At 28.8% G+C, this 15,552-nt stretch carries 16 protein-coding genes; 13 read left to right on the forward strand and 3 right to left on the reverse strand.

Features of this window, described 5'->3' with window-relative positions; translation table 11 throughout:
- Positions 1–173 precede the first annotated feature (173 nt).
- Together CSPA_RS14020 and ftsH are read left to right on the forward strand one after the other, a co-directional pair.
- Positions 174–857, forward strand: a complete 684-nt coding sequence (locus CSPA_RS14020) for a zinc metallopeptidase (RefSeq protein WP_015392962.1) — start codon at positions 174–176, stop codon at positions 855–857.
- Positions 858–876: 19 nt separating this feature from the next.
- Entirely contained in the window at positions 877–2,715 is a 1,839-nt protein-coding gene (ftsH, locus tag CSPA_RS14025; protein ID WP_015392963.1) for an ATP-dependent zinc metalloprotease FtsH, read from the forward strand.
- Positions 2,716–2,977: 262 nt separating this feature from the next.
- Here ftsH and CSPA_RS30165 read toward each other — a convergent pair whose 3' ends face one another.
- Positions 2,978–3,136 (reverse strand): hypothetical protein, encoded by a 159-nt coding sequence (locus CSPA_RS30165; RefSeq protein ID WP_015392964.1) that lies wholly within the window; start codon positions 3,134–3,136, stop codon positions 2,978–2,980.
- A 301-nt stretch (positions 3,137–3,437) separates the two neighbouring features.
- Between CSPA_RS30165 and CSPA_RS14030 the strand changes: the two genes are divergently transcribed.
- Positions 3,438–4,697 (forward strand): DUF445 domain-containing protein, encoded by a 1,260-nt coding sequence (locus CSPA_RS14030; protein ID WP_242838587.1) that lies wholly within the window; start codon positions 3,438–3,440, stop codon positions 4,695–4,697.
- Positions 4,698–4,712: 15 nt separating this feature from the next.
- Positions 4,713–6,068, forward strand: coding sequence for a DUF445 domain-containing protein (locus tag CSPA_RS14035; RefSeq protein ID WP_015392966.1), 1,356 nt, complete (start codon positions 4,713–4,715; stop codon positions 6,066–6,068).
- A gap of 172 nt (positions 6,069–6,240) precedes the next feature.
- Here CSPA_RS14035 and CSPA_RS14040 read toward each other — a convergent pair whose 3' ends face one another.
- Entirely contained in the window at positions 6,241–8,070 is a 1,830-nt protein-coding gene (locus tag CSPA_RS14040) for a hypothetical protein (protein WP_015392967.1), read from the reverse strand.
- 480 nt (positions 8,071–8,550) lie between these two features.
- On the opposite strand from CSPA_RS14040, the gene CSPA_RS14045 reads away from it, so the two are divergent.
- Entirely contained in the window at positions 8,551–9,171 is a 621-nt protein-coding gene (locus CSPA_RS14045; RefSeq protein WP_015392968.1) for a DUF1062 domain-containing protein, read from the forward strand.
- A 63-nt stretch (positions 9,172–9,234) separates the two neighbouring features.
- Here the strand turns inward: CSPA_RS14045 and CSPA_RS14050 are convergent, their stop codons facing one another.
- Positions 9,235–9,774, reverse strand: coding sequence for a DUF5662 family protein (locus tag CSPA_RS14050; RefSeq protein WP_015392969.1), 540 nt, complete (start codon positions 9,772–9,774; stop codon positions 9,235–9,237).
- A gap of 162 nt (positions 9,775–9,936) precedes the next feature.
- Here CSPA_RS14050 and CSPA_RS30905 point away from each other — a divergent pair, with 162 nt between their 5' ends.
- From CSPA_RS30905 to CSPA_RS14085, 8 genes are all read left to right on the forward strand, one after another.
- On the forward strand, positions 9,937–10,080 hold the full coding sequence (locus CSPA_RS30905; RefSeq protein ID WP_335620368.1) for a hypothetical protein: 144 nt from the start codon (positions 9,937–9,939) through the stop codon (positions 10,078–10,080).
- A gap of 44 nt (positions 10,081–10,124) precedes the next feature.
- Positions 10,125–10,379, forward strand: coding sequence for a GNAT family N-acetyltransferase (locus tag CSPA_RS30910; protein ID WP_335620459.1), 255 nt, complete (start codon positions 10,125–10,127; stop codon positions 10,377–10,379).
- Positions 10,380–10,429: 50 nt separating this feature from the next.
- Positions 10,430–11,311, forward strand: coding sequence for a serine hydrolase (locus CSPA_RS14060; RefSeq protein ID WP_015392970.1), 882 nt, complete (start codon positions 10,430–10,432; stop codon positions 11,309–11,311).
- Positions 11,312–11,367: 56 nt separating this feature from the next.
- On the forward strand, positions 11,368–12,186 hold the full coding sequence (locus CSPA_RS14065; protein WP_015392971.1) for a sugar nucleotide-binding protein: 819 nt from the start codon (positions 11,368–11,370) through the stop codon (positions 12,184–12,186).
- A gap of 28 nt (positions 12,187–12,214) precedes the next feature.
- Entirely contained in the window at positions 12,215–12,817 is a 603-nt protein-coding gene (locus CSPA_RS14070) for a DUF1847 domain-containing protein (protein ID WP_015392972.1), read from the forward strand.
- Between the two features lie 186 nt (positions 12,818–13,003).
- Positions 13,004–13,765, forward strand: a complete 762-nt coding sequence (locus CSPA_RS14075; protein ID WP_015392973.1) for a helix-turn-helix domain-containing protein — start codon at positions 13,004–13,006, stop codon at positions 13,763–13,765.
- 163 nt (positions 13,766–13,928) lie between these two features.
- Positions 13,929–14,276, forward strand: coding sequence for a P-II family nitrogen regulator (locus tag CSPA_RS14080; RefSeq protein WP_015392974.1), 348 nt, complete (start codon positions 13,929–13,931; stop codon positions 14,274–14,276).
- A gap of 161 nt (positions 14,277–14,437) precedes the next feature.
- Positions 14,438–15,532 (forward strand): polyamine ABC transporter substrate-binding protein, encoded by a 1,095-nt coding sequence (locus CSPA_RS14085; RefSeq protein ID WP_015392975.1) that lies wholly within the window; start codon positions 14,438–14,440, stop codon positions 15,530–15,532.
- Positions 15,533–15,552: the final 20 nt, after the last annotated feature.

Raw genomic sequence — 15,552 nt, forward strand, 5'->3', positions numbered from 1 at the left:
TGATATGATTTAGTCATTACTAATCAATTCAAAGGTCTTTTTTTATATATTTTGCTAAATAAATTGTTCAAGACATAAAGATTTCCAAAGCAAATCAACATTCATTGGTAATTGAGTATTGACATTGATAATTGCAATATATGCCTAAGATTATTAAATTGGAGGGAAAGAATATGAACATATATTATTTAATTTTAGTTTTACCAGCAATAGTTTTTTCGCTTTATGCTCAGTTTAAGGTAAAAGGAACCTTTGATAAATATAGTAATTATGGAAATGCGAGAGGCTTAACTGGTGCTCAAGTTGCAAGAAGAATTCTTGATAGTAATGGACTTTATGAAGTAGCTGTAGTTCCAACTGAAGGAAGCTTGACCGATCACTATGATCCTTCTAAAAAGGTAGTAAGATTATCTGAAACAGTATATTATAGTAATTCAGTTGCAGCAATTGGAGTTGCAGCACATGAGACAGGTCATGCAATTCAACATAAAGTAAAATATGCACCACTTCATTTAAGAAGTAGTCTTGTACCAGTTGCAAATATAGGATCTATGGCTGGACCATATATGGCTATTTTCGGATTAATGTTCCAAGTTTCTTGGCTTGCAGAACTAGGTATATTGTTTTTTGCAGCAGCAGTAGCCTTTTATCTTGTAACTTTGCCAGTAGAATTCAATGCAAGCAGCAGAGCACTTTTAGAATTAGAGACTCAAGGATTGCTTAATTATAGTGAAATTGCTCCTGCAAGAAAAGTTTTAAATGCAGCTGCCATGACGTATGTTGCTTCAGCTATAACTGCTATTGCTAATTTACTTAATCTCGTAATTCTATTTATGGGAGATAGGGACAGAGAATAATAAAAAGGAGGAAGATTTTATGCTTAAAAATAAAAAAGGGTTGCCTCAGTTTCTTACTGTGGCAGTCATAATTACAATACTAATAAACATAGTAATATACTTTGTTTCACAATCAAACTATAAACAAATTGATTATAGTGAATTCCTTACAATGGTAAATAACAAGCAAATTGAATCTGTTGAAATCGATAGTGATAGGCTTGTAATTACACCTAAAAATGAAGATAATGCTTCTGCTTTAAACAAAAAATTATATTATACAGGTAATTTAGATTATCCTCAGTTAGTAGACAAGTTATATAATGCAGATATAAAATTTACTACACCTGTTAAGAATACTCGACTTCCAATAATTAGCTTTTTACTTTCGTGGATTTTACCTTTTGCATTATTCTATTTTCTTGGTAATTTCCTTATGAAGTCTATGGGCAATAAGCTTGGAGGAGGCGCAATGTCTTTTGGAAAAAGCAATGCCAAAGTATATGTTGAAAAGACGACAGGCGTGAGCTTTAAAGATGTAGCTGGACAGGAAGAAGCAAAGGAATCTCTTAAGGAAATTGTTGATTTTCTACACAAGCCTGAGAGGTATACAAAGATAGGAGCTAAGCTTCCTAAGGGAGCACTTCTTGTAGGGCCTCCAGGTACAGGTAAGACATTACTTGCTAAAGCAGTAGCAGGAGAAGCAAAGGTGCCTTTCTTCTCACTTTCAGGATCAGGCTTTGTTGAAATGTTTGTAGGAGTTGGTGCTTCAAGAGTTAGAGATTTATTTTCACAAGCAGAAAAGCAAGCTCCATGTATTATTTTCATAGATGAAATTGATGCAATAGGTAAGAGTAGAGATGGGAATATAGGTGGAAATGATGAAAGAGAGCAAACATTAAATCAGCTTTTAGCTGAAATGGATGGCTTTGATTCATCTAAAGGAGTTGTTATTCTTGCAGCAACAAATAGGCCAGAAGTTCTTGATAAGGCTCTTTTAAGACCAGGACGTTTTGATAGAAGAGTTATTGTTGATAAACCTGATTTAAAAGGAAGAGAAAATATTCTTAAGGTTCATTCAAAGAATATAATTATGGATGAAAGTGTAAAACTTAATGATATTGCTCTTGCAACAGCAGGTGCTGTCGGCGCCGATTTAGCTAATATGGTTAATGAAGCAGCTTTAAGGGCAGTAAGAATGGGAAGAGATAAGGTAAAGCAGGAAGATTTATTTGAAGCAGTTGAAACTATAATTGCAGGTAAAGAGAAAAAAGACAGAGTTATGTCAGAAAATGAAAAAAATATAGTTGCCTTCCACGAAGTTGGACATGCACTAGCTTCTGCACTTCAAAAAAAGACTCAGCCAGTGCATAAAATCACAATTGTACCAAGAACAATGGGAGCATTGGGTTATACTATGCAGATGCCTGAGGAAGAAAAATATCTTATGACAAAAGAGGAGATATTGGAACAAATAGTAGTGCTACTTGCAGGAAGAGCAGCAGAAGACCTTGTGTTTAACGAAGTAACAACAGGTGCTTCTAATGACATTGAAAGAGCTACTAGCCTAGCAAGACAAATGGTAACTATGTATGGTATGTCAGATAAATTTGGAATGATTGGACTTGAATCAATACAAAATAGATATCTTGATGGACGTCCAGTTAGAAATTGTTCAGATGAAATTTCTGCTGAAGTTGATCGTGAAGTCATAAATATTATAAATAAAGCTTATGAAAAGGCAAAGGAACTTTTGAAGAGCAATATGGAAGCTTTAGGTAAAATATCATCTCATCTTATTTTTAAAGAAACAATAATGGGAGAAGAGTTTATGGAAATTTTAAATTCAGTCCAAAATAAAGAGTTAGCGAATGCTTAAGCTATAGATATCAATGCGCAGAATTAGACTTATGTGGTAACTTACCGAAATATGATACATTTATCTTCCGCAGGACTAGTGAAATTTTCGCTGGAAGGTTCTAAATCTGGATTACATTTATACGTAAAACTCTTAAATTGGATATATAAAGAATTGAGCAGAAATAATTTATAATTATGCGAAAAGCTCTACTTATAAATATAATAGGCACTAAAACATCTATAAATTGTAGAGTTTTAGTGCTCTATTTTTATAATTAGTATTATCTTAATCTATCAGAGGAATTTGAAGAACTTATTACTTCTCTTTTTTTTGAACTATGTGCTTGGTCAGAGTCTTTTTTTGAATTTGTGTCACTAGTTAATTCTGAGGGGGAATTTAATATTTTTAAACCTGGTACATCATAAGCATTACGAACCATAACGTTGTTCTCCTTTCATTTTTCATAATTTATTCAAACTTATTTTATCTAACAAGTATATTTTATCTTTATTTATTTCGTTTATACAGGAAGTTTATAACAATAACCTTGAAAATGATAAAAATAAATGCCATTATAATATGTATGTAGTATTTTAATTTTGAGTGAAAATTTTTTTTACTATATACGGTACAAGAGATTTATTTAAAAACTTAAAGATTTCCAAAGGAAATCAACATTAATTGACCATTTATAATTGAAAAATATGTAGTTAGCTGAAAAATGCATGATTTAATTGGAGGTGAAAATTTTGAATTCATATAAGGCAACAATTCTTTTAGTTATAGTAGCTATTGGATTTTTTCTTACATATCCATTTAACAACACTTTTGCAGGAGGTTTGCTAAGCAGTGTTTTTGGTGCTGCAATGATTGGTGGTTTAGCAGATTGGTTTGGAGTAAGTGCATTATTTAGAAAGCCCCTTGGAATTCCTTTTAAAACAGAAATTATTCCAAGGAATCGTGAAAAGATCTTTAATGCCTTAAGTGATATGGTGGGGGAAGAATTGCTGACCAAAGATAATATAAATGAAATGATTAATAAGAATAGCATATCAGGCTTTTTTATTAAATATCTAAGTGAAAATAAAGACAATAAAAGCTTAAAGGAAGTAGCTTCAAAAATAGTTAGGGACATAGTATGGAAGATCAGTCCAAAAGAAACCGGTAAATTAATTGAAGGCTTAATAAAGGAAAATATTCTTAAAATAAAAATTTCTAATATAATAGCAGCAGCAATTGAGGTGTCTATAAACAAAGGATATGACTTGAAAATTATTGATTTTATAGTTGATGAATTAATTAAGCTTACAAAAACAGAGCAAGCAGCCAAGTTAATTGTTAAATTAGTAGAAGAAACGATGAAATCTTATGAAAAAGGAATGAAGAGGAGAAGATTTGTAAATTCAATAATATTTGATATGATTTTGCAGTTATCTCCTTATGAAATTTCCCTTCAAATTCAAAATAAATTGATTGATTCGCTAGGAGAATTTAAAAATCCTACAAATCAAACTAGAGTTGAATTTATGATATGGATAGACCAGAAAATTAAAGAACTTAAAAGTGACTCAGCACTACAAGAAAAAATAGAAAATTGGAAGGCTCAGCAAATTAATAGTGAGTTGGATTTACATAGTAAAATTGCTAATTTCATAGAGAATATTAGAGATAAAAATTTAGAAAATTCTTCTGAAGTTGACAATTTAAATATGAAAATTGAAGAGCAGCTTAATAAACTAATAGATGAATTTAAAGTTAATATTGAATGGCAAAAGAAGCTAGATTATAAAGCTAAAGGATTATTGTTAGAGTTTGTTGATAATAATCATAGTAAAATTGGTTCTATGGTTAAAGAAAATCTAAATAAATTTTCTAATGATATGATAGTTAACTTAATTGAAACTAAGGTGGGGAATGACTTACAAATGATTAGGATCAATGGTTCCGTCGTTGGAGGCCTTGTTGGTATGATGACCTTTCTTTTGACCTTTTGGATTTAGTTGAGGTGTAAATATATGAAAAATAAAAAATTAGCAAATAAAATATTAGTGTTTCTATTTCTTGGATTTGGCATAATTACACTTTTTAGAATATTTATTTTGGATAATTTTAATGTAAGAATGTTAAGTTTTACAATTGAGGCTGCTTTAGTTGGTGGGATTGCAGATTGGTTTGCAGTAACTGCTTTATTTAATAAACCCCTTGGTTTTCCATGGCATACAGCAATTATACCTAAAAATAGAGATAAAGTAATAGAATCGGTCTCAGTTATGGTAGAAAGTGAATTATTAAGTCCTAAATTTCTTGAAGGCAAAATAAATGAAATTCATATAATAGATTTATTAATAGCCTACATAGATAAACATGATACGAAAAAGAGCATTGCTAAATTGATAGCAAAATATGGTCAAGAAGCTATAGGCAAAATTAATAGTAATGAAATAGCAGGTTATATAGAAGCGTTTTTAAAAAATAAAATTAAAAGTACTAAGATATCTCTAAAGTTAAAAATGTTGGTTGACTGGGCAATAAAAAATGGTGAATATGATAATTTTTTAGAAAAAATCATAGATGAATTAATTGTCTTTATAAAGAAAGATAGTACAAGAGAAGAAATATATAATATACTTAATGACGTTGTTCAAAAAAGAAAAAGTGAAACTAACGGCTTAAAGCAAATGCTATTAGAATTATCCTTAGATATTGCACAAGGAACTAATAGCTTAAACTTAAAGGATGCAGCTATTTCTATACAGGAAACTTTACTTCAAATACTAATAAATATGAAAGATAAAAATGATCCAATGTACATAAGATTAGATGAGATGCTTAAGGAAAATATAAAAAAAATGGAAACAGACCTTGTAATAATTAATTCAGTAGAAAATTGGAAAGAAGAAATAATAAGTAAAATCCAATTGAAGGAGGAACTTCAAAAGCTAATTGATGGAACTATTAAAATTACTGCTAACCTTCCAGCTGAATTAGAGAGTCATAATACAGAATGGAGTACATCAAGTAATGTTAAAATAATTAAGTGGCTTTTAATTCAAGTAAACCGGTATTGGTTAAACTTTAAACAAGATGAAAAAATTAAAAAATGGTTGGAAGCATATATTAAAGAAAATATTATGAAGGTATTAAATGCAGAACATCATTTGGTAGGAACTATGGTAAAGGAAACTTTAAACACCTTTACAAATGAGGCTCTTAATGAATTTATTGAAAGTAAGGCTGGAAATGACTTACATTGGATTCGCATAAATGGTTCAATAGTAGGTGCGGTAGTTGGTGTGATATTATATTTATTTGTAAATTTATTTTACGGGCCAGTTGTTGCTCCAATTATTAGAGGTTGGTTTTCTATGTGAAATGTAATTTACTGTTCATAAGTACTAGAATTAAAGAATTTTAGAATATAAGTTCTAAAGAATTTAAGAATTTGCTTGAATAATGCGGGTTAGAAAGATTTGTGTTATGTTATTATAAAAGGAATACTTAAAAATTGTTTTGAGTATTCCTTTTGATCTTTATAAGAGTTAATTATATTAACAATTTAAGTGTTGAATTTTTATTTATTGAATTGCTTTGATATTTGATACTTTTACTACAATTATTAAATAATCCATTCTTGATTTCTTTAAATAAGCCTGTAAAATGTTCTTTGTTCTTATTGAGCGAGAAATTAAAGTCACTATGCGATATTTGAGATGTGTTTGTTAATAGTGAATTTAATTTTTTATCAATTTCCTTATTTTTAGTTTTATAGTATTTTTGTTCGGTTTCTAATTTTTCTATTTGTTTATCTATTGAATTTGATAATTCTTTTAGAGTTGAATTACTTAATTTTAAGGTTTTTGAAGACATATCTTTAATATTAAGTTCGTATTGTTCTGATGAATTGTTGCCTATCGTTACATTTAAATCTGTAGTTGAAGCATGTTCATAGGTAACACCAGTAATAGTTACACCATGTTGTATATCTGCTCCAGCTTTACTGAATTCAATAGTTAACCCTTTTGAATTTCCTTCTTTTGTTATTGTTACAGTATTGCCTTTAACAACAAAGTCACCTTCTTTAGATGCTTGTCCGTCTATCATAAAGCCTTCCCCTGGGACTATAGATAAGTCGCTTCCATGGAGAATTATATCATGTAACTTGCCGGCTTGAGGTCCTTCAGGATTTATTCCATCTTTAAATTTTATACTTAATGTGCTATTTGGACCAGCATCTCCTAAAGCAGTAAGTTTTATATTTGTATCTTTAACACCAGCAGAATCTTGTAATTCAGCGGTAACACCAAATTTTTCTTTGTTGGTATTAATATAGTCTGCTAACTTTGACATAGAATAGTTATCAGAAATCTTAATTTCTTGATCATTAATAACTAAAGTTCCGCCAGCAGAAACAGTACCAGTATTTCCCCTTAAAGTGTAAGTTGCTGGTTTTGCTAATTCTGTTACTCCACTACTCATTACAGTTTTACCATAAACTACAGCATCATCTAATTTGCCAGCATGAGGTCCTTCAGGGTGTATTCCATTTTTATATTCTACAGTTAATTTACTATATTCACCTGGTTCCCCTAAAGCTGTAAGCTTTAAATTTGTATCTTTAACACCAGCAGAATCTTGCAATTCAGCAGTAACACCAAATTTATCTTTATTGGTATTAATATAGTCTGCTAATTTTGTAATAGGGAAGTTATCAGTAATTTTTATTTCTTGATCATTAATAACTAAAGTTCCACCAACTGATACTGTACCAGTATTTCCTCTTATGGTATAAGTAGCAGCTTCACTTGATTGTATACCACTGCCACCACTAAAGGCTACATTTGGTGCTATAACAGAGTTGTTTGGAGAGGATACTGATTTTATTACAGTGTCAGCACCTTCGCCTTCTAAGGTATACTTCATTTTGATGATATTATCAGTTATATTTGTATTGCTGGTTACGGCGGCAGATTTATTATTTTTAACTATATTTGCTATTTCAGATTGATTTGTATCAGAAAGTTTATCAATATGATCAGCAAGTTTGGATAAAGTATCTTTATCCATATAGTCTCTAACATTTGTATCTGCAGGTATTTTGTTTATTAGTTTTTTTATTTTCTTCAAGTCATCAATAATTTTTGTTGCAGTATCATTAGATTTTTGCACAATTGACTTTGCCTCAAGAGCATTATCAATTTTTCTGAATAACTCTTCATTTTTTAGGCGATTTTTCTTGTCTGGAGAAAAATCAATACTTGTTTTCATATGATGGGAACTTTTATTTACCTTGGAAGAATTTTTGAAATTAATATTTGAAGCTTGTACTGAAGAAAGTACAGAATTTCTAAATATTAAATTGCTAGATATTTTCATTTTATTTCACTCCTTTCTTAATAGACAAATGATAGTATGACTTTTTTACTATATTTACCTCAGAATTATTTTCAATTTATTTATCGGAAGAAAAATTAACCACTTAAGATATAAAAAGTTAAAATACAACAAAAAATATAAATATAACTCAAAAAAATACAAAATTCGAATTCGATGTATTACGAATTTTAGAGATAAAATTACTTATATTAAATGAGTAAAAAGAATGTTTTTAGCTGAGTCGTAAAGAGAAATTAATTAGTATAATATTAGGATAAAGATTTGGTCTGTATAAAACATTAGCTTTAGCTTAATACCATAAAATGTTAGACTGATAACATATTAATTTAAAAAATATTGGAGGTACTGATTTATGACAGTAGATATTTTTAATGCATAGCAGAGGCTGTTGCATTATTATAACAATGTGATGAAATAGCCTTTGCAAATCCTAAACCATGAAGAAATAGGAGGAGCAAAATGAGCTATTTAAAAAAATACGAATGGGAATTAATTCCTAAAAATTTACCATTAGTTAAAAGAAATTGTCCTAAGTGTAATGAAAAAGCACATTATATTAATAGTGAAAAATTCAGAGTAAATGCAAATAAAAATAATATTGATATTTGGTTAATTTATCAATGCAAAAAATGCAAATCCACTTTTAATATGCCAATATATGAAAGAACAAAACCAAGTGATATTAACAAAGATGATTATGAAAAATTTCTTTCTAATGACAAGATGTTAGTTAGAGAATATGCTTTTAATTTAAGTATATATAATAAAAATAAAGCTGAAATTTTTTTAGAAGATGTAGGATATGAGGTTATTCAAAAAGAATTAAAAGCCCATAGTGTAAATAAAAACGAGTTAATCATTGAGATTGTTTGTAAATATCCAATAGAATTAAGATTGGACAGGCTTTTAAGCGATAGACTTGGAGTATCAAGGAGCCAAATTAAAAAAATGCATGAAAAAGAAATGATATTCATTAAAGATGATAAAAATTCATTAAATACAAAAGTAAAAAATGAAATGGAGATACATATTGTTAGGTCTCCAGAGAATAAAGATATGCTGCAAGCAATAGTAGTATAGGTCATTCAATAAATTTAAAGTACGAATTATTTATTGTAAAGAACATTCTAAAAAATACAAAATCTATGATTTTGTATTTTTTAGAATGTCATTTTTTATATAAGTAAAAGTTTTATCTTCACCTTCATTTGCAAGCTTATTAAGTAAAGTTTCTAAAAGTTTACGAACATCATTATGTAAGACGTAATAATGCTTCCTATTTTCATAATAATCTAATGAGCTTTTATCTGTGTAATTTTCTTTTAAATAATTTTTTGAAGCACAAACTCTATCTATAAACATTTCAACAACATAATTAATAGGCATTTTCATTCCCATTAAGCCATCAGCTTCGTTTGAACCATAATCTATCCAATATTCAAAATGGTGTCTATTTCGTCCCTTATGATGTAACCATGCAGAAGAATAACCTTCAACAGTTTTTTGGACTCCATTAGGACTAACATATCCACGATAATATTTTATCCCAGCTGAAAATTCTATAAATGAATATTTAGAAAGATCATGAAGTAACCCTTGTTTATATAAACCTACCTTAAAACAATATTTCATAACTAATAGTTTATGATACGTTATAGTCTTAAAATGATTAATAATATTCATAATTTCTCCTATTTTTTAAAATTATCATTATCTAACGAGTACAAGCTAATATTATTATATATTTTTTCAATTTAAATATAAAGAGGAAAAGAGACTAGCATATTATTGATATGTGTTATAATAGAAAATAAAGTAAAAAGATACAGATGTTTGTAAGGAGCGATGGAACAAATGATAGTAAAAAAATTAGAAGAATATATGATTGATGAATGCGTTGATTTGTATATTGACACATTTTCAAGAGAACCATGGAATGACGTATTTGAATCAAGGGTGCAAGTTTTAAATTTTTTAATAATCATATAAAAAACAATTACTTTTTAGGATATGTTGCAATTATAGATGAGAAGATTACAGCATTAAGTATTGGAATGAAAAAACCTTGGATTGAAGGAATGGAGTACTATATAGATGAATTTTGTGTAAGTTACTCGATGCAAGGGAATGGCATTGGAAGTGAGTTTTTAAAAGAAATAGAAAAAATGAATGAATTAAAAGGAGTAAATAGCATAATTTTGAATACAGAAAAAGGGTATCTGTCCTATGATTTTTATATAAAAAATGGCTTTAATTCAATCAATGATTTAGTTGTTTTGGGAAAATAAAAAAGATAATACAAATTAATTTATATAAAATTTAATTAGTTGAGGCGTATATGAAAAAGAAATATTTTTATAATAGTTTATTGATTTGTATGATATTTATGCAGCTAATGGGATGTAATAATCAAAAGATAAAATTGAATAACAAATCAGGTGATAATAGTAGTTTTGCAACTTCAATTACTAGTGAGAATGCTACAACAAAAATTGTTGATTATAGTAAAGCATTTAATGGTATTGAGGGCTGTGCAGTATTTTATAATAACGATAAAAAAGAATATCAATTTTATAATAAAGAAGCCTGTGAAATAGAGGTATCACCTTGCTCTTCATTTAAGATAATTTCAACATTAACAGGTTTAAAGAATGGAATATTAACTTCGGCTGATACAAAAATGAAATATAATGGGACTAAATACCCCTTAGAAGCATGGAATAAAGATTTAACTTTAAAAGAGGCATTTCAAACATCATGTGTTTGGTATTTTAGATCTGTTATTGATAAAGTTGGTCAAGATAGTATGCAGGCGGAACTTAATGAGATTCACTATGGGAATTGTGATATAAGAGAGTGGAAAGGCGGAAACATTAATTTGCTACGTGAATTAAATGGTTTTTGGTTAGAATCTTCTTTGAAAATTTCACCAAAGGAACAAGTAAATGTTCTATCAATCATTTTTGAGGGTAAAACTGATTTCTCTCGTAAAAACATTGAAACTCTAAAAGAAATAATGTTAGTGGAGAGAAAAGGCAATATTTCTATATATGGTAAGACAGGGACAGGATTTAAGAATAATGCTTGGTTTGTTGGTTGGTTAGAGAATGGAAGTGAAAAATATTCTTTTGCAGTTCATTTGAGTGATGGTAAGGGTAAGGATATTTCAGGGCAAATGGCAAAAGAAATTGCACTTAAAATTATAAGTGAATACTATTAAGATAAGTAATGAAGTAATGTTGAGTTTATTTTAATAATATAAGGGAGATAAATTATATGAATAAAGTTTTGGTACTTGGAGGAAGTGGACTTCTAGGAACAGCTATAATAAAGGAAATGGATAAATATGAGAAGTATGAGATTTATACAACCTATTATGAGCATCTGCCTTCAATAAATAAAGAGTTATGTTTTAAGCTAGATTTAGAAGATGTTGAGAATATTAACTGTATTTTAAAAAATATAGAGCCTAAGATTGTTATATCTTGTTTAAGAGGAGATTTTGACAAACAGTTGATTTTGCATACAAAAGTTGCCAAGTATTTGAAAGAAAATAATGGTAAATTGTATTTCTTCTCTACGACAAATGTATTTGATAATGATTATAGCAAGCCACATTATGAAGACGATGCACCTAATTCAAGAACCGATTATGGAAGATTTAAAATTGCATGTGAAAAAAGCATTATTGAGATATTGAAGGAAAATTCATGTATATTAAGAATTCCTCAAGTTTGGGGAAAAGATTCTCCAAGGCTTACAGAACTATTAAATACAATTAATAATAATGAAGCTATAACTGTATTCCCAAAACTTTTTCTTAATGTTAATTCAGATGAAATGATTGCAAAGCAATTAAGTTATATTATAGAAAATAGATTGATTGGAATTTTCCATTTGGCCTCAGAAGATATTGATAATCAAAGTAGCTTTTATAAAAGATTAATAATGAAATTAGGATTTGATAATACACTTATTAATGAAAATTTAGAAGAAGAAGGTTATTTTGCGCTTGAATCAAAAAGGATGAATGAATTTCCCGAGTACTTAAGAGTAAATAGCAAAGCGGTAATTAAATATCTAACAGCCAAATAATAATAAAATTTTGAAAGAAGGTTTTTATATGCATAACTGTGCCTTATGTTCTATTCATGCATGTAACAAAGGAGAATTAGATAAAGCTCCAAAAAATTGTCCAAGTCTTGATGAAAATATAGAAGATATGAAAGAAATATATAAAGAGGAAGAAAACTATAGAATTGCGAAAGCATCAGCATTAGTTGTAAGTAAAGGATATTGTGAAAAGACAAGGTTAGAAGAGATAATGGATTTTGCAAATAGATGCGAATATAAAAATATAGGTATAGCGTTTTGTATAGGATTAGCTAATGAAGCTAAAATGTTAAGTAAGATCCTTAAATATAATGGATTTACTGTAAATTCTATCATCTGCAAGAATGGAAGTATCTCAAAAGAATTTATTGATATAAAGTCAAATGCGCCAATGTGCAATCCAATTGGACAAGCTGAATTATTAAATAAAGCAAAAACAGATTTAAATATCCTTTTAGGATTGTGTGTAGGACATGATTCGCTATTTATAAAATATTCGGAAGCTCCAATAACTATTTTTGCTGTAAAAGATAGAGTTTTAGCACATAATCCATTAGGAGCAATATATCAAGCGGAATCTTATTACAAGGATAAATTATTCCCTGAAAATTGAAACTTCCTACTACTAAAGTAGTAGGTTTGGTATTAAAAATAGTCAAATAATAATATTGAAATAGATACCATGAGAGAGTAAAATGTATTTAATATAAAAATAAGAATGCAATGAGGCATATGTAATTCTCTAGGTTTAGAGATCATATGTCTTTTTTTTATTAAATAAAGGAAGGAAGTTTTATATATGCGTAACTTAGAAACTAATGATTGGATGGTTATTAATAATATTGTTTATCAAATTAATTCTATAGAGGATTCAGTGACCATGAGAAAAAACTTCCTTACTCAAATGGCTTTGATTTTAAATTTTGATAGTGCTGACTTTTATATTGCAGAAGAATTAAATAGTCATACCTTAATTAATCCTGTTTTTTATAATTATATACCTAAAGCTGATGAAAATTATATGGACAAGTATGATGGTATAGATTATAGCAGAGGGTTAATGTTTGGAGGAAAAAGCAAAGTATATAGGGAAAGCGATATAATTTCAGAAGAAAAAAGAGTTCAATCAGAGTATTATAAGAAATATTTTGAGCCAAATAATTGGCATCACACTTTAAATATGATATTAGCTAATAAGGGACAATTTGTAGGAGTGGTTTGTTTTTTTAGATTAAAAGGGAAAGAAGATTATACTTACGAAGATTCTTTTATACTTGATATGATAAAGGAACATCTAGCATTTAGATTATTTCAGGATTTAAATAAAAGTACTGCTGGAAGTGAAAAAATATCGGTTTCTGAATGTGCTAAGACTTATAGTTTAACAAAGCGAGAAGAATCAGTATTACATGAACTTATAAATGGAGCTGAGAGCAATGAAATCAGCAACAAATTATGTATTACACCAAATACTTTAAAAAAGCATGTGTTGAATATTTATAGAAAACTAAACATAAAAAATAGAATTCAGTTATTTAAAATGGTTAAGGAAAAAGAATAAAGTACTACTTTATAAGTATATATATCTTAAAAAGTATAATTAAAATGGTGTTTTTGGACAATTGTTATAAATAGTTTTTGATAGTATATTATTCACAAGAAGTAGTTATCAAAGCTGAGTGTAACATATTTTCATATATTAAATTATTGGGGAGGGATATTACGTGAAAGAAATTGTACTAATTATAAGACCAGAAAAATTAGAAATTGTAAAAAGTATTTTAGATGAATACCACTGTGGAGGTATGACAATTTCAACTGCAATGGGGTGTGGAACTCAAAGAGGTTCTGTTGAAGGTGTAAATGAAATTAAAGGGCTTAAAACAAATATTAATTTATTACCTAAAATTAAGGTTGAAGCAGTTGTAGAAGATAGTGTTTTAGAAGATATATTTTTAGCTGTCATAGACAAAGTTGGAACTGGACATGTTGGTGATGGTAAAATATTTGTAAGAAATATTGAGCAAGCTGTTCGTATCAGAACAGGTGAAAGAGGAGAAAAGGCTTTATAATTATATATATGCAAAGGCGCATGAAGATTAATTTATCTTTATGCGCCTTTTTGATCCTTTTGAAATTAAGGTTGTGAAAATGAAATAAAGAGAATAGAAAGATAACCAATTACGAAAATTTTATAAGCTATAAGTAATATTTGATAAGAGGAGTGAGTTATATGATTAAAAGAACATTAAAAAAGTTTATGGCAGTTGTAATGATGGGGACTATAATTACAGCAAGTTTAGCAGGGTGTGGATCAAGCTCCAAGCCAGCTGCTAGTGGGGATTCTAGCAGTGCAGCTTCAAGCAGCAAAGAATTAAACGTTATATGTTGGTCAGAATATTTGCCAGATGAAGTTGTAAAAGGCTTTGAAGATAAATATGGAGTTACAGTTAATTTGACAACTTTTACAGATCCAGATGAAATGCTAGCTAAGATGAAGTCAGGTGCTAAAGGTACTTACGATATGATAATTGGACCAGCACAAGATATAAAAACTTTAAAAGATCAAGAACTAATTCAAAAGGTTGATACAAGTAAAATTGAAAATTACAAAAATCTTGATGAGCAATATTTAAAAGAAGCAAATGATCCTAAAGCTGAATATAGTATTCCTTATTTAGGCACAAGCATTTTGATTGCTGTTAATACTGATAAAATAAAGGATAATATAAAGTCCTATAAGGATTTATTAAATCCAAAATATAAGGATACAATGGTGGTTGTGGAAGATGCTAGACCAATTGTCGGTATAGGTTTAATGGCAAGTGGTTATAAAATCAACGATACAAGTGATGAAGGGTTAAAGAAAGCTGAAACTTTTTTGACACAATTAAAACCAAATATTCATGCCTTTAATGGAGATAGTCCAAAAACTTTATTATTAAATGGTGAATGTTCCTTGGGGCTAGTTTATGGTGGTGAATGTGCTTTAGCGGCAGAACAAAATCCTGCAATAAAAGTAGTATATCCAGAGGAAGGTATTTATTTTACTTTTGATATGATGATGAAGACAAATGGAGCTAAAAATCCTGAAAATGTAGATTTGTTCATGAATTATATTCTAGATAAAGATGTTAGTGCAACTATTTCTAAAACTTTCCCTTACGTAAATCCTAATAAAGCAGCTAGAGAGGTTTTAGGAGATAAATTTAAAAATAACACAATTGAGAATATACCAGAAGCAGAAATGAAAAAGAGTCAAGGTTTAGTTGATATTGGAGATAATGTTTCAAAGATAGTTGACTTATGGACTAAGTTTAAAGGATAAAAATAACTCGCGTTGGAGGG

Origin of the sequence: Clostridium saccharoperbutylacetonicum N1-4(HMT) (genome assembly GCF_000340885.1) — a bacterium.
Taxonomy (GTDB): Bacteria; Bacillota; Clostridia; order Clostridiales; family Clostridiaceae; genus Clostridium; species Clostridium saccharoperbutylacetonicum.